The sequence below is a fragment of the Streptomyces sp. NBC_01454 genome (assembly GCF_036227565.1).
Classification (GTDB): domain Bacteria; phylum Actinomycetota; class Actinomycetes; order Streptomycetales; family Streptomycetaceae; genus Streptomyces.
Genome location: NZ_CP109460.1, coordinates 7,111,193 through 7,125,165, shown reverse-complemented (window position 1 = coordinate 7,125,165; position 13,973 = coordinate 7,111,193). Strand labels below are relative to the sequence as shown.

At 72.9% G+C, this 13,973-nt stretch carries 14 protein-coding genes; 11 read left to right on the top strand and 3 right to left on the bottom strand.

The genetic code is table 11. The annotated features are described in order from the left end of the window. Positions 1-744 precede the first annotated feature (744 nt). The 3 genes from dhaK to OIU81_RS31580 all read left to right on the top strand — a co-directional run bounded on the left by dhaK (position 745) and on the right by OIU81_RS31580 (position 2,849). Positions 745-1,737 (top strand): dihydroxyacetone kinase subunit DhaK, encoded by a 993-nt coding sequence (dhaK, locus tag OIU81_RS31590; RefSeq protein ID WP_329153306.1) that lies wholly within the window; start codon positions 745-747, stop codon positions 1,735-1,737. A 69-nt stretch (positions 1,738-1,806) separates the two neighbouring features. Further along, positions 1,807-2,403, top strand: coding sequence for a dihydroxyacetone kinase subunit DhaL (gene dhaL, locus OIU81_RS31585; protein WP_329155491.1), 597 nt, complete (start codon positions 1,807-1,809; stop codon positions 2,401-2,403). Next, positions 2,400-2,849, top strand: coding sequence for a PTS-dependent dihydroxyacetone kinase phosphotransferase subunit DhaM (locus tag OIU81_RS31580; protein ID WP_329153304.1), 450 nt, complete (start codon positions 2,400-2,402; stop codon positions 2,847-2,849). Before dhaL ends, OIU81_RS31580 begins: the two co-directional genes overlap by 4 nt. Positions 2,850-2,885: 36 nt before the next feature. On the opposite strand, the gene OIU81_RS31575 is transcribed toward OIU81_RS31580, so the two are convergent. Then, positions 2,886-3,698 (bottom strand): SAM-dependent methyltransferase, encoded by an 813-nt coding sequence (locus tag OIU81_RS31575; RefSeq protein ID WP_329153302.1) that lies wholly within the window; start codon positions 3,696-3,698, stop codon positions 2,886-2,888. A gap of 378 nt (positions 3,699-4,076) precedes the next feature. On the opposite strand from OIU81_RS31575, the gene OIU81_RS31570 reads away from it, so the two are divergent. The 3 genes from OIU81_RS31570 to OIU81_RS31560 all read left to right on the top strand — a co-directional run bounded on the left by OIU81_RS31570 (position 4,077) and on the right by OIU81_RS31560 (position 6,905). Continuing rightward, complete coding sequence (locus OIU81_RS31570; RefSeq protein WP_329153301.1) at positions 4,077-4,721, top strand: RNA polymerase sigma factor; 645 nt, start codon at positions 4,077-4,079, stop codon at positions 4,719-4,721. Positions 4,722-4,723: 2 nt separating this feature from the next. After that, a complete protein-coding gene (locus tag OIU81_RS31565; RefSeq protein WP_329153300.1) occupies positions 4,724-5,476 on the top strand; it encodes a hypothetical protein in 753 nt (250 codons plus the stop codon). A 253-nt stretch (positions 5,477-5,729) separates the two neighbouring features. After that, the gene (locus tag OIU81_RS31560; protein WP_329153299.1) at positions 5,730-6,905 is read left to right on the top strand and encodes a sialidase family protein; all 1,176 of its coding nucleotides are present in this window, start codon (positions 5,730-5,732) and stop codon (positions 6,903-6,905) included. Between the two features lie 9 nt (positions 6,906-6,914). On the opposite strand, the gene OIU81_RS31555 is transcribed toward OIU81_RS31560, so the two are convergent. Further along, positions 6,915-7,337 carry an STAS domain-containing protein gene (locus tag OIU81_RS31555; RefSeq protein WP_329153298.1) on the bottom strand — a complete coding sequence of 141 codons (423 nt, stop codon included), beginning with the start codon at positions 7,335-7,337 and terminating at the stop codon, positions 6,915-6,917. A 306-nt stretch (positions 7,338-7,643) separates the two neighbouring features. Here OIU81_RS31555 and OIU81_RS31550 point away from each other — a divergent pair, with 306 nt between their 5' ends. The 5 genes from OIU81_RS31550 to OIU81_RS31530 all read left to right on the top strand — a co-directional run bounded on the left by OIU81_RS31550 (position 7,644) and on the right by OIU81_RS31530 (position 12,841). Further along, the gene (locus OIU81_RS31550) at positions 7,644-8,405 is read left to right on the top strand and encodes a DeoR/GlpR family DNA-binding transcription regulator (protein ID WP_329153296.1); all 762 of its coding nucleotides are present in this window, start codon (positions 7,644-7,646) and stop codon (positions 8,403-8,405) included. Positions 8,406-8,627: 222 nt separating this feature from the next. Then, positions 8,628-10,007 (top strand): ABC transporter substrate-binding protein, encoded by a 1,380-nt coding sequence (locus tag OIU81_RS31545; RefSeq protein WP_443074075.1) that lies wholly within the window; start codon positions 8,628-8,630, stop codon positions 10,005-10,007. Continuing rightward, positions 9,988-10,971: a carbohydrate ABC transporter permease gene (locus OIU81_RS31540; RefSeq protein WP_329153294.1), complete on the top strand. Its 984-nt coding sequence runs from the start codon at positions 9,988-9,990 to the stop codon at positions 10,969-10,971. Before OIU81_RS31545 ends, OIU81_RS31540 begins: the two co-directional genes overlap by 20 nt. Further along, positions 10,968-11,852 carry a carbohydrate ABC transporter permease gene (locus tag OIU81_RS31535; protein WP_329153292.1) on the top strand — a complete coding sequence of 295 codons (885 nt, stop codon included), beginning with the start codon at positions 10,968-10,970 and terminating at the stop codon, positions 11,850-11,852. Before OIU81_RS31540 ends, OIU81_RS31535 begins: the two co-directional genes overlap by 4 nt. Then, positions 11,849-12,841 carry a zinc-dependent alcohol dehydrogenase family protein gene (locus OIU81_RS31530; protein ID WP_329153290.1) on the top strand — a complete coding sequence of 331 codons (993 nt, stop codon included), beginning with the start codon at positions 11,849-11,851 and terminating at the stop codon, positions 12,839-12,841. Before OIU81_RS31535 ends, OIU81_RS31530 begins: the two co-directional genes overlap by 4 nt. On the opposite strand, the gene OIU81_RS31525 is transcribed toward OIU81_RS31530, so the two are convergent. Next, the gene (locus tag OIU81_RS31525) at positions 12,753-13,880 is read right to left on the bottom strand and encodes a DUF5937 family protein (protein WP_329153288.1); all 1,128 of its coding nucleotides are present in this window, start codon (positions 13,878-13,880) and stop codon (positions 12,753-12,755) included. The two genes, OIU81_RS31530 and OIU81_RS31525, sit on opposite strands and share 89 nt — an antisense overlap. Positions 13,881-13,973 lie beyond the last annotated feature (93 nt).

Sequence of the window (13,973 nt, the reverse complement as noted above, 5' to 3'; positions counted from 1 at the left end):
GTCCGGCCGGCTTCCCACTTCCAGGCATCCGGGGTACGCGTTCTATACGCCGCTCCTCTCGTCCCGCCCGCACTGCCGCCCGGTGCGGGAGCGACGCGGCCGGCCCCACCGCGATCAATCAAGCCGACCGACGGCGCGGGCTCCGGACAGCGCAGCGCGACAGGCCGCAGCATTCCACCGTTCGGACCGGTGCGCGGGCCGCGGGCGGTTGCCCCGGCGGTGAGGGTGCGGCGTGCCGCAGAGGTGGCAGGCAGGGGGTGAGCATCCGGCGCCGCGGCGGGCATCCGCGCGCTCCCGGCGGAGTCCCGCCGCCGGGTTTTACGCGGGGCCGGATCAGGGAAGCAGCCCCTCCACGTCACGGTGACACGCCGGGACACCCACGCGGTGGAGGCCGCACACCACGGTCCCCAGGAGCCGGGGCGCACCCCCCGGAGGACGACGGCAGGGAAGGCACGCCCGCGGGCAACCCAAGGGGAACGCACTACAGAGAGCACAACGACACCAGCACGCAGCAGTGCCGCCAGGCCCCTCACCGTCCGATACTGGTCCCGCCGCTCCTCGACGTCCCGGAGGCCCGCACCCGCCACCTGATATGCCGTCAGCACTGTCCGCACGAGGTCGACAGCCGCCTGCCGAAGCCCGTTTCCCCCGCCGGAGACTACCGGGATCAACCGCGTCCTACCTACCATGACCTGGACAAACGCCGGTCACCGGGCCCACTGCCAGTTTCACCAGGAGGTACCCATGAAGATGCTGATCAACGTCGCCGAAACCGTGGTGGCCGATGCGCTGCGCGGCATGGCCGCGGCGCATCCGGAGCTGGTGGTGGATGTCGAGAACCGGGTGATCGTGCGGCGGGACGCGCCGGTGGCGGACAAGGTGGCGCTGGTGTCCGGGGGCGGCAGCGGACACGAGCCGCTGCACGGGGGATTCGTCGGGCCCGGCATGCTGGACGCCGCCTGTCCGGGGGAGGTCTTCACGTCACCGGTGCCCGATCAGATGGTGCGTGCCGCGGCGGCCGTGGACAGCGGCCAGGGGGTGCTGTTCCTCGTGAAGAACTACACCGGGGACGTACTCAACTTCCAGATGGCGGCGGAGCTGGCGGAGGACGAGGGGGTGCAGGTGGCCAGCGTGCTCATCGATGACGATGTCGCGGTGAACGACTCGACGTTCACCGCGGGGCGGCGCGGTACCGGCGCGACGCTCTTCGTGGAGAAGATCGCCGGTGCCGCGGCCGAGGAGGGCATGCCGCTGGAGCGGGTGGAGGCCCTGGCCCGGCAGGTCGTGGCGTCGTCGCGCAGCTTCGGGGTGGCGCTGGGTGCCTGTACGACGCCGGCGAAGGGCAGTCCGACGTTCGATCTTCCGGCCGGTGAGCTGGAGTTGGGCGTCGGGATCCACGGCGAGCCGGGGCGCGAGCGCCGCGCGATGATGACCTCGCGTGAGATCGCGGACTTCGCGGTCGACGCGGTCCTGGCGGACCTGGATCCGCGGCTGCCGGTGCTGGTGCTGGTCAACGGCATGGGCGCGACCCCGCTGCTGGAGCTGTACGGGTTCCAGGCGGAGGTCCGCCGGGTGCTCGACGAACGCGGCGTGGCGGTGGCCCGCACGCTCGTGGGGAACTATGTGACCTCGCTGGACATGGCGGGCTGCTCGGTGACGCTGTGCCAGGTGGACGGGGAGCTGCTGCGGCTGTGGGACGCGCCGGTGCAGACCGCGGGACTCCGCTGGGGCCGGTGAACCCGCGCCCCGTACCCGCTTTTTGTTGAGTGCCCGAACGACCAAGGAGAGTAGTCCGTGTCCGAAACGGTGCTGGATGCCGCGTTCTTCGTACGCTGGATGACGGCGGCGGCCGCCGTCATCGACCGGGAGGCCGACCAGCTCACCGAGCTGGACTCCCCCATCGGTGACGCCGACCACGGGAGGAATATGCAGCGCGGCTTCGCGGCCGTGGTCTCGGCGCTGGAGGCGGAGCCGCCGGCGACGCCCGGCGCCGTACTGACCGCCGCCGGACGGAAGCTGATCTCCAGTGTGGGCGGGGCGTCCGGGCCGCTGTACGGGACGCTGCTGCGGCGGGCCGGCAAGGCGTTCGGTGAGGCGCCGCAGGTGTCCGCGGACGAGCTGCGGACGGGGCTGGGCGCCGGGGTCGACGCGGTGGCACAGCTCGGCGGCTCGGCGCCGGGCGACAAGACGATGCTCGATGCGCTGGTGCCGGGCGTCGAGGCGCTGGCGACCTCCTTCGACGCGGCGGCCACGGCCTCCGAGGAGGGCGCGCTGGCGACCGTACCGCTCCAGGCCAAAAAGGGCCGGGCCAGCTATCTGGGCGAACGCAGCATCGGGCATCAGGATCCGGGGGCGACGTCCTCGGCACTGCTGTTCGCGGCCCTGGCGGAGGTGGCGAAGTGAGCGAGCGGACGACGGGCGGTACGGCCGGCGGCGCGGGCGCGCCGGTCGGGGTGGTCGGGGTGGTGCTGGTGTCGCACAGTGCAACGGTCGCCGACTCGGTGGCACAGCTGGCGGTCGGGCTCGCCGGTGGCGGTGGCACGGTGCCGGTGGCCGCCGCGGGCGGCGGTCCGGACGGCGGGCTGGGGACGAGTGCGGAGCTGATCACCGAGGCGGCCCGGTCGGTGGACCGGGGGGCCGGGGTGGCGCTCCTGGTCGATCTGGGCAGCGCCGTGCTGACCGTGAAGTCGTTGCTCGCCGAGGGCGATGAACTCCCCGAGGGCGCACGGCTGGTGGACGCGCCGTTCGTGGAGGGCGCGGTGGCCGCGGTGGTCACCGCCTCGACCGGAGCGGATCTGGACGCGGTCGCGGCGGCGGCCGGGGAGGCGTACGGCTACCGCAAGGAGTGAGGGAGACCGTGCGGGAGGCCGCCTGCCGCGTCGTGCTCAGGGTTTGCGGGCGACGCCCGCGTAGCAGGCGGCCTCCGCGTCGGTGACATGGGTGGCGTCCTCGGGGTGGTCCGGGCGCCACTGGTGGGAGAGGGTCACACCCGGCTCCAGCAGCTCCCAGCCGTCGAAGAAGCGCAGGAACGCGGCGCGGGAGCGGAACTGGAGCCGGGTGCCCGCCTCGCCGTAGATCTTGATGATCTTGCCCATGGCCTCGGGGCTGAAGTCCTGTGTCGCATGGCTCATGGCGAGCGTACTGCCGCTGGGCAGCGCGGCCTTGAGGCACTCGACGATCTCGTGTGCGCGGTACCGGCCGGGGACGAAGTGCATCAGCGCGTTCAGGCTGAGCGCGACCGGCCGGCGCAGATCGAGCGTGTCCAGAAGCTGCGGCGCCGTGAGGATGCCCTCGGCGTCGTGGACGTCGGCCTGGACGTACGCGGTCCGGCCCTCGGGGGTGCTGCGCAGGAGGGCCGCGGCGTGCGCGAGGACGATCGGGTCGTTGTCGGTGTAGACGACCCGGGCGTCCGGGGCGATGCCCTGGGCGACGTCGTGGAGGTTCGGGGCGGTCGGGATGCCGGTGCCGATGTCGAGGAACTGGCGCAACCCGGACGCGGCAAGGACGCGGGTGGTGCGGTGCATGAACTCGCGGTTGATGCGGGCCGCGACCAGCGCGGCGGGGAAGACGCCCAGCACGCTACCGGCGGCCACCCGGTCGGCGAGGAAGTTGGTCTTGCCGCCCAGGAAGTAGTCGTAGATCCGGGACGAATGGGCCCGGTCCAGCCGCAGGTCCACCACGGACTCGTGCTCGCTCATCGTGTGCTGCCTCCCCAGTACGGCACATGACTCCGGCGCCCGACCGGCGCACGGTGCCTCCCCCTCGCAAGCCGCGCACCCCAGCGGCGCGTCCTGCGCCGCCGTGCGCCTGGCTGTGGAAGCACTGCCCCGAACGCCCCGGAACATGCCGGGGCGCACCGGCCGAGGTGCACGGCAACCGGAGCCGCCCGTGGCACCGACGTCACATGCCTGTGTCACGCGTAGTCATATGAATACGCTACGGAAGATTTTTGCCCACGCGGTGCCACAAACGGGCGTACTTTCCGGTTCATTGGAGGGTGAGGGCAACCGCCCTCCCGCCGCCGGCCCGTCTCGGCGCCCGATGGCGGTGCACGGCAACCGGAACGAGGACGGCTCGTGAGCGTAGACCGGGACCGACCGCTACCGGCGTGCGCTCCGGCGCGTGTCCATACCGCGGAGTTAGCGGCACCCTCCCGCTGCGGGCTCCCGTCCGTCACCCCGGTTCCGCTCGACCGTCAGCTGTCGATCACCTTCGAGGCGTTCCTGTCGACGCATGCGCGCAAGTGGCTGACGTACGCCTATCTGCACACCGGAAGCCAGGCCGCGGCCCGGGAGGTCACCCGGGCGGCGTATGAGCGGCTCGGCCGGCTGTGGCCGCATGCGCTGCGGCAGGCGTCGGTGGAGGCCTACGCCTGGTCGGTGCTCAAGGAGCGGGTGGTGGAGTGGCTCTACGACCACCAGCAGCCCACCGCGCTCACCGAGACCGCCGCCTTCGCCGTCGTCACCCACGCCCTGCTGCGCGAATGCCAGCAGCAATTCGCCATGCTGGAGAGCCAGTTGGGGCTGTACGCGGCCATCGCCCGGCTGCCGGAGCGGCAGTGCGATGTGATCGTGCTGCGCCATGTCATCGGGTACAGCGACGCACAGATCGGCTCCTTGCTCGGCGTCGACGAAGTGACCGTGCGCTCCTACGCGAGCCGCGGCAAGCGCAAACTCGCCGCCGCGCTCGGCATCGACCGGGGAAACCCCAGGGGGAACTGACCATGTCGCACATCCGTCCCGCCGCCCGCCGGGAGACCGTCGAGACGCTGCTCAGCGCGGCCGCGGCGGTGTCCTGGATCGAGGGCCTGTCGGGGTTCCACGATCTCGATGACCCGGGGGTGCTCGGCGCCCTGGGCACCACCCGCCGGAGCGGGGCGGCGGACCCGGAAGGCCCGCCGCCGGCGGTGTCGGCCGGCCGCGACGGCCAGGGCGCGCCCAGCACCTACCCCAGCGCCCGCGACGAGGCCACCCATGAGCTCCAGCTGGCCTGTGCGCTGGTCGTCAATGCCGCGGCGGCCGCGGCGAGCCTGGATCGGCTGGTCAACGACCACCGCATCGACCCCGAAGGGGCGCTGGTCTTCGCCTGCCTGCTGCACATCACCGGACGCGGTGAAGCGGCCCACTTCTGGTGGCACTTCGGCGCCGGCGCCGGCAGCCGGACCGCCGCCTACTGCCTGTATCTGGCCCACCGCCGCAACGGCGAGTACCGGGACGCCGCCTACTGGCGCGAGCAGGCCGCCCACGCGCCCGACGAGGAGCGCCGCTGTGTGGCCGCGTTCGACGAGAAGCAGCTGCTGCCGGACGCCGCCCGGCACAACCTCCTGGTCCAGTGGCACAGCGGGCTGGCCCCGACCCTGCCGGACGCCCTGGAGAAGGTGATCCATCGCCTTGCCGTGGACGGCGAGGACGAGGACTTCGGGGTGATCCCCCGGCCCTCGCCCACGCTCGTCCGGGATCTGGGCCGGGCGCAGTAGCGGGCCCGTCGGGAAGGGCGGCGTTCCGCCGGGCAGGGCCGCGGATGCCCGCCCGTCCCGCCACCGGCCACCCCTCACTCCCCTCGCCCGGTGGAATGGACGCGGTCCCGCCCGGACCTTAGATTCGCAGGGCCCCCGCAGATGCGCCGGCCTCGCCGCCGTCCGCATGCCGCCGTGCTGCCCGCCGCCCCCCTGCGCGCGCCCGCCGCACGCCGTGCCGCGGCCCGTCCGCCCCGTCCGTCCTGGAGGTCCGGTGAGAGCCGTCCGCCTGGTCGCACCGGCCATGCTGCTGGCCGTCGCGGCCGGGCTGCCGGCCGCTCCGGCGCCACCCGCCGCCGCGGCCGGGCGCGGCGCCGTCCGGCCACCGCTGTACGAGACCACCGATCTGGCGGTGTCCGGCCACGGCGCGCACACCTACCGCATCCCGGCGCTGACCACGCTGGCGGACGGCACCCTCGTCGCGGCCTTCGACCGGCGGAACGACAGCGCGGCCGATCTGCCCGGCAATGTGGACGTGATGGTGCGGCGCAGCACCGACCGGGGGCGGACCTGGAGTGCGCCGCGGGCGGCCGTGGACTACGACGGCGGGGTGGGCGCGGGCGACCCGAGTCTGCTCGCCGACCGCCGGACCGGCCGGGTCTTCCTCTTCCACGCCTACGCGCCCAAGGGCGTCGGGTTCCGCAGCGCGGGCGCGGGCAACGCCCACGACAGCACCACGGTGCTGCACACCGACTACGCCTACTCCGACGACGGCGGCCGCAGCTGGCGCACCCGGCGGATCACCCACGACCTCAAGGACCCGTCCTGGCACGGCATCTTCGCCTCGTCGGGCTCCGGCATCCAGCTGGCCGGCGGACGGCTGCTGCAGCAGTACGCGTTCCGTAAGGCCGACGGCAGTATGTGGGCGGCGAGTGCGTACAGCGACGACCACGGGGCGCATTGGCGGCTGGGGACGCCGGTGGGGCCGCTGATGGACGAGAACAAGACGGTCGAACTGGCCGATGGCCGCATCCTGCTCAACAGCCGGACCCACGGGGCCGGAAGGCGGCTGGTGGCCTTCTCCCGGGACGGCGGGCTGAGCTACAGCGCACCGGTGGCGGACGACGAGCTGATCGATCCGGGCAACAATGCCGCGATCCTGCGCTATGACCCGGCGGCGTCGCCGGGGCGGGAGCGGGCGCACCGGCTGCTGTTCAGCAATACGGCGAGCACCGGCGCCCGCCGGAACCTCACCGTGCGGATGTCCTGCGACGACGGCGCGCACTGGCCCTTCGCCCGGGTCGTCACCCCGGGCCCGGCGGCCTACTCGACGCTGACCCGGCTGCCGGACGGCACCTTCGGGCTGCTCTACGAGTCCGGTCCCTACCGGAAGATCACCTTTGCCCGGTTCGACGACGCCTGGCTGGGCGGGCGCTGCCCGGCCGGCTGACCGGCCGCCTCACACCTCGTCCGGGTCCGGCGCGGATCCCTCCACCTCGGGCGGCCAGGCCGGGCGGCTGGTGTCGGGGACCGCGGCCAGCGCGTGACCGACGGTGGGATAGCAGGAGAAGACGTTCAGGGACTGCGTGCCGACCAGCAGGCGCAGCATCCGCACGCCGAGCGAGGCCAGCAGCAGCCGGCCCTCCAACCGCCGGCACAGCCACTCCAGGGCGAGCAGGCAGCTCAGCCCCCGTGAGTCGCAGAAGCGCAGTGCGGTCAGATCGAGCACCAGGAAGCGGTGCCCGGCCGAGACCACCGACCGTGCCTCGGCGAGAAACGCCTGCTCGGTGCGGAGGTCCAGCTCCCCGCTGACCCGCAGCACCGCGCACTCCTCCGCCTGCACGATCGCAGTGACCGCCAACGACCGCATCTCCGAACTCATGCCGTCCAGACTAAGCGCCGCCGTCGGCCGCCTCACCGCCACAGCCGGTCGGCGCACCGCGGCGGGCCCGCCCGCCGGCCGGTCCCGGAGCCCCGTACGGGCCCGTCATCAGGGCCGTACGGGCACCCGTTCGTGCGTCCGGCCAGGCTGACAGCGGTCCGAAGCGGGCAGAAACGGGCAGATCTTCTGCCGTGACGGGCAGCCTTGCACGCCGCCCCGCTTGCTATAAACCTGATGCGGGCGGAAACGGGCAGTCCTGTGACCGAACGGAAAGTGGAAACAATCAGAATCAGCCAGGAGTGAGCCATGAGAGCCGAGGAACGCCAGCACCGCATCCTCGCGCTCGCCCGGTCGTCCGGCCGGGTCGAGGTCGCCGACGCCGCGGCGGAGTTCGGCGTCGCCCGCGAGACCGTACGGCGCGATCTGAGCGAGCTGGAGCGCCGGGGCCTGGTCCGGCGCACCCACGGGGCGGCGTACCCGGTCGAGAGCGCCGGTTTCGAGACCACGCTCGCCCGTCGGGAGACCCAGCAGGTGGACGAGAAGCGCCGGATCGCGGCGGCCGCGGCGGCGCTGGTCGGCGAGGCGGAGACGGTGTTCGTCGACGAGGGCTACACGCCCGAGCTGGTCGCCACGCTGCTGCCCGCCGACCGTCCGCTGACCGTGCTCACCGCCTCGCTGCGGACCGCCTCGCTGGTCGCGGCGTCCGATGACATCACCGTCCTGCTGGCGGGCGGACGGGTGCGCTCGGGGACGCAGGCCACCGTGGGCTCCTGGGCCCGCGACATGCTCGCCCGCTTCGTGATCGACCTGGCGTTCCTGGGGGCGAACGGCATCTCCCGGGAACACGGTCTGACCACCCCGGACCCGGCGGTGGCCGAGGTGAAGGAGCAGGCCCTCCGCTCCGCCCGGCGCCGGGTGCTGGTCGGGGTGCACAGCAAGTTCGGCGCCAGCAGTTTCTGCCGGTTCGGAGAGGTGCGCGACATCGACACGATCGTCACCGACGCGGGCCTGTCCGCGCCGGAGGCGCATCGCTACTCGCTCCTGGGGCCGCAGGTGCTCAGGGTCTGACCGGGCGGGGGCCGCCCGGACGACCGGCCCCGTACGGCACCACCACATCCTCCACAGCGCACCGCCGGCAGCCAGGCAACCCCTGGCCGCCGGACGGCTCCCCGGCGTACCGCGAAACAGCGGGATGCGCCCCCGCACCGCCGCACCCCCGGCGGTCGTCCCCCTCCCCTCCCCTTCTCCCTCCCCCGACCCCTGTCCCACGCCCTCAGAAAGGTACGAGCCGTGAGAGCACGACCCCCCGGACCGCGCCGCGGCAGCCGCCCCCTCGGGCTGACCGCCCTGGCCGTGGCCCTGGCGCTGTCCGCCACCGGCTGCTACCGCGGCGCCGGCGACGCGGGCAACGACGGCCGCGACACGCTCAATGTCCTGATGGTCAACAACCCGCAGATGGTGGATCTGCAACGGCTCACCGCCGAGCACTTCACCAAGGAGACCGGCATCACGGTCCACTTCACCGTGCTGCCGGAGGACGATCTGCGCGACAAGATGAGCCAGGACTTCTCCAGCCAGGCCGGGCAGTACGACGTGGCCAGCGTCAGCAATTACGAGACGCCCATCTACGCCCGCAACGGCTGGCTCTCCCCGCTCGGTGCGCGGGCCGCGGCGGACCGCGGGTTCGACCAGGGCGACATCCTCCCCCCGGTCCGCTCCTCGCTGACCGCCGCCGACGGCAAGCTCTACGCGGAGCCGTTCTACGGCGAGTCGTCCTTCCTGATGTACCGCAAGGACCTCCTCAAGGCCGCCGGGCTGACCATGCCCGCCCGGCCCACCTGGCACCAAGTCGCCGCCATGGCCGCCGAATTGGACGGTTCCCGCCCGGGCATGAAGGGCATCTGCCTGCGCGGCCAGCCCGGCTGGGGCCAGCTGGCGGCCCCGCTGACCACCGTCGTCAACACCTTCGGCGGCACCTGGTTCGACAAGGACTGGCAGCCGAAGGTCGACAGCCCGCAATTCACCGCCGCCACCCGGTTCTACGTCGACCTGGTGCGCAAGCACGGCGAGCGGGGCGCCCCGCAGGCCGGCTACACCGAGTGCCTCAACGACATGCAGCAGGGCAAGGTCGCCATGTGGTACGACGCGACGGCCGGCGCCGGTTCGCTGGAGAGCAGCGAGTCCAAGGTCGCGGGCAAGGTCGGCTATGCCCCGGCGCCGGTGGAGCGGACCCGCGAGGCGGGCTGGCTCTACACCTGGGCCTGGGGCGTGCAGAAGGCCAGCAAGCACCAGGACGCGGCGTGGAAATTCATCTCCTGGGCCTCCGGCAAGAAGTACGAACAGCTGGTGGGCCACGAGCTGGGCTGGTCGAGGGTGCCCGGCGGCAAGCGGGCCTCGCTCTACCGCGACCCGGCGTACGCCAAGGAGTCCGGGGCGTTCACCGGTGCGACCGAGCGGGCGATCAGCGCGGCCCGGCCGCATGACCCCGGCGTCCAGCCACGCCCGGCGCCCGGGATCCAGTTCGTCGGCATCCCCGAGTTCTCCGACCTGGGCACCAAGACGTCGAACGAGATCAGTTCGGCCATCGCGGGCAAGCAGAGCGTCCCCGAGGCCCTGAAGAAGAGCCAGCGACTGGCACAGGAGGTGTCCGATGCCTACCGGGATCACTGAACCCGCGGCCGGCGCCCCGGCGGCCGCCGTCCGCGGCGGCATCCGCCCGGCCGTGCGGGTGCGCCGCGGCGAGCGGGCAAAGGAATGGGCCCGCCGGGCCCCGCTCCTGCCCGCACTGGTCTTCCTCGTCCTCGTCACCCAACTGCCGTTCCTGGCCACGGTGGTGATCTCCTTCACCCGCTGGAACGCGCTGGCCCCCGACCACCGCGGCTTCGCCGCCCTCGACAACTACCGCGCCGTCTTCACCGATCCGGCGATGCGGGCCTCGATGGGCACGACGGTGCTGCTGACGGTGACCGTGGTGCTGGTCAGCCTGCTCCTCGGGCTCGGTCTGGCGCTGCTGCTCGACCGGAGCTTCCGGGGGCGCGGCCTCGTACGGACCCTGCTCATCACGCCGTTCCTCATCGTGCCGGTCGCCTCCGCGCTGCTGTGGAAGCACGCGCTGTACAACGCCTCGTACGGGCTGCTCAACGGCGCACTGACCTGGATATGGGGGCTGTTCGGCAGCGACAGTCCGCCGCAGCCGGACTGGATGACCAACTCGCCGCTGGCCGCGGTGGAGGTGTCGCTGATCTGGCAGTGGACCCCGTTCATGATGCTGATCCTGCTGGCCGGGCTGCAGAGCCGGGCGGCGGACGCGGTCGAGGCGGCCCGGATGGACGGCGCCTCCGCGTTCGACATCTTCCGCTATCTGACCCTGCCGCATCTGCGGCGCTACCTCGAACTGGCCGCCCTGCTGGGCACGGTGTACGTCGTCCAGAACTTCGACGCGGTGTTCACCCTCACCTCCGGCGGCCTGGGCACCGCCAACCTTCCGTACACCATCTACCAGACCTTCTACCAGGCCCATGACTACGGACGGGCGTCCGCGCAGGGCGTCGTCGTGGTGCTGTGTTCGCTGCTGGTGGCGACCTTCGCACTGCGCACCGTCTCGTCCCTGCTGCGCGAGGAGGTCACCACATGACCAGCGCCCCCCTGACCCCGCGCCGCGGCGGCTCCCTTGCCACCGCCACACGGCACCGGCGACGCACCGGCGGTCTGCTGGGCCTGGCGGCCTGGCTGTGCGGGATCGCCTTCTTCCTGCCCGTCGCCTGGATGGTGCTGACGTCCTTCCACAGTGAGGCGGACGCGGCGACCAATCCGCCGAGCGTCGGCGCCGGGCTCAGCCTGCACGGCTACCGCGAGTTCTTCGGCGCGGCGGGCGGCGGCGTCAGCCCCTGGCCCCCGCTGCTCAACTCGCTGACCGCCTCCGTCGTCTCCACCCTGCTGGTGCTGCTGCTGGCGGTGCCCGCCGCCTACGCGCTGGCCATCAAGCCGGTCCGCAAGTGGAGCGATGTCCTCTTCTTCTTCCTCTCCACGAAGATGCTGCCGCTGGTGGCCGGGCTGCTGCCGGTCTATCTCGTCGCCCAGCACACCGGGATGCTCGACAGCATCTGGCTGCTGGTCCTGCTCTACACCTCGATGAACCTGCCGATCGCGGTGTGGATGATGCGCTCGTTCCTCGCCGAGGTCCCGGTGGAGATGCTGGAGGCCGCCTCGATCGACGGGGCGGGGCTGACCACCACCCTGACCCGGATCGTCGCTCCGGTCGCCATGCCGGGCATCGCGGCCACGGCCCTGATCTCCTTCATCTTCAGCTGGAACGAGCTGTTGTTCGCGCGGGTCCTGACCGGCGTCGTGGCCGGAACCTCACCGGTCTTCCTGACCGGACTCGTGACCAGCCAGGGCCTGTTCCTGGCCAAGGTGTGCGCCGCCGCCACCGTCATCTCCCTCCCGGTGCTGCTCGCCGGGTTCGCCGCCCAGGACAAACTCGTCCAGGGCCTGTCGCTTGGAGCCGTGAAATGAAAGCCGCAGTGATCAGCGCCCCCGGTACGGTCGAGGTCAGCACCGTCCAGGACCCGACGCCCGGCCCGCGCGAGGTCGTGGTCTCGGTCGCCGCCTGCGGACTGTGCGGCACCGATCTGCACATCCTCCAGGGCGAGTTCGCGCCCACCCTGCCCGTCGTACCGGGCCATGAGTTCGCCGGTACGGTCGTCGCCACCGGCAGCGCGGTGACCGAACTGGCCGAGGGCGACCGGGTGGCCGTCGACCCCTCGCTGTACTGCTACGAGTGCCACTACTGCCGCCGGGGGCGCAACAACCTCTGCGAGCGCTGGGCCGCGATCGGGGTGACGACGGCCGGCGGCGCCGCCGAGTTCGCCGTCGCCCCCGTCGCGAACTGCATCAAACTGCCCGAGCACGTCCGCACCGAGGACGCGGCCCTCATCGAGCCGCTCTCCTGCGCCGTCCGCGGCTACGACATCCTGCGCTCGGCCCAACTGGGCACCCGGGTCCTGATCTACGGCTCGGGCACGATGGGCCTGATGATGCTGGAGCTCGCCAAGCGCACCGGCGCGGCCGGCGTGGATGTCGTCGACATCAACCCGCAGCGGCTGGCCACCGCCCGCACCCTGGGCTGCAGTGCCGCGGCCGGCTCCGCCGACGAGCTGGACCGGCCGCGCGGCTGGGACGTGGTCATCGACGCCACCGGCAACGCCCACGCCATCCAGGACGCGCTGGGGCGGGTCGGCAAGGGCGGTACCTTCCTGCAGTTCGGCGTCGCCGACTACGCGGCCCGCGCCACCATCGAGCCCTACCGCATCTACAACCAGGAGATCACCATCACCGGCTCGATGGCGGTCCTGCACAGCTACGAGCGCGCCGCGGAGCTGTTCGCCGCCGGGGCCCTGGACCCGGAGGTCTTCATCAGCGACCGGCTGCCGCTGGACCACTATGCCGAGGCGCTGGGCCGCTTCCGGGCAGGCGAAGGGAGGAAGATCCTGGTACGGCCGTGAGGCCGGGCGGGCGGCGGGCCGGGCCGCCCACGGCGCCGCGTGCGGGGGAGAGTTCGCCGTGCAGCAGTGCCGTGCCGAGCGGGGTGAGGGCGTGGATGACACAGCCGCCCTCCCGCCGGCTGCGGGCGAGGTTGGCCTCGCGCAGGGCACTCACGTGCTCGCTGGCCGAGGGGGCGGAGACCCGTAGGCGGCGGGCGAGTTCGCCGGTGGTGGCCGGGGCGTCGAGGGCGGCGAGGATACGGGCCCTGGTCCGGCCGAGCAGGGTGGACAGCGCCTGCGGATGGCAGCTGCGGGTGGTGGCCGGCGCCCAGGACGTGGGGTGTTCCACGGGGTGGACCAGCACCGGCGGCAGCCCGGGGTCGGCCAGGGCGATGGGTCTGCGCCAGCAGAAGTGGGAGGGGATCAGCCGCAGTCCGCGCCCCTGGAGCCGCAGATCGCGGTCCTGGGGATAGTCGACGTGCAGCACCGGCGGCTCCCAGCGCAGCATGGGGCGGAAGGTGTGGAGCAGCCGGTCGACGCCGTCGCGGCACAGGGTGCGGGCGCGCGCGCCGCGGTCGGCGTCGACCGTGGCGGCCGCCTCCGTCCAGTCCGGGGCGATCACCGCGCGGTGCACCTCCTGGAGCGCGGCCGCCAGTTCGTCGAGCGGCCGCCGGCTGCCCGTGGCCAGCGCGCCGGTCCAGCGCGGGAGCCGGGCCGGCAGCGCGGCTCGCGCGCTCTCCGCGGCCAGCCGCCCCCGGGGGGTGTCCCGCAGCGCGGCCAGGCCCGCGGCCAGGCCGTCGCGGGCCGCGTCGGGGGTGAGGAAGTCCGGGAAGTAGGGGGCGTGGGCCGGGGCCAGGGCACCGATCAGCCTGGCGGCCGGTATCAGCCCCCGCTCGTCCAGTTCGCGGCGGGCCCTGGCGCGCCAGGGGCCGAAGACCGGCACGCCGCGGCCGGGCGGCACCAGATGGTGCATGGCCAGGACGGTTTCCCAGAGCGGATCGGGTTCGGCGGCGATCTGTACCCGTGCCAGATCCCGGTCTTCGAAGTGGATGCGCAACATGCGGCCCCCGCGGCATGCTCATGACCCTGTGGCCAGGGCCCCCGTTCGGGGTCCGGCCGTGCGGGCCCCGCCGCCAGACTGCCCGGCGGGGAA

Bases quoted from the DNA above. Each gene is read 5' to 3' on its own strand.
- OIU81_RS31530 (WP_329153290.1), top strand. From the start codon at position 11,849: ATGAAAGCCGCAGTGATCAGCGCCCCCGGTACGGTCGAGGTCAGCACC.
- OIU81_RS31575 (WP_329153302.1), bottom strand. From the start codon at position 3,698: ATGAGCGAGCACGAGTCCGTGGTGGACCTGCGGCTGGACCGGGCCCAT.
- OIU81_RS31555 (WP_329153298.1), bottom strand. From the start codon at position 7,337: ATGAGTTCGGAGATGCGGTCGTTGGCGGTCACTGCGATCGTGCAGGCG.
- OIU81_RS31525 (WP_329153288.1), bottom strand. From the start codon at position 13,880: ATGTTGCGCATCCACTTCGAAGACCGGGATCTGGCACGGGTACAGATC.
- OIU81_RS31540 (WP_329153294.1), top strand. From the start codon at position 9,988: ATGCCTACCGGGATCACTGAACCCGCGGCCGGCGCCCCGGCGGCCGCC.
- OIU81_RS31550 (WP_329153296.1), top strand. From the start codon at position 7,644: ATGAGAGCCGAGGAACGCCAGCACCGCATCCTCGCGCTCGCCCGGTCG.
- dhaK (WP_329153306.1), top strand. From the start codon at position 745: ATGAAGATGCTGATCAACGTCGCCGAAACCGTGGTGGCCGATGCGCTG.
- OIU81_RS31535 (WP_329153292.1), top strand. From the start codon at position 10,968: ATGACCAGCGCCCCCCTGACCCCGCGCCGCGGCGGCTCCCTTGCCACC.
- OIU81_RS31565 (WP_329153300.1), top strand. From the start codon at position 4,724: ATGTCGCACATCCGTCCCGCCGCCCGCCGGGAGACCGTCGAGACGCTG.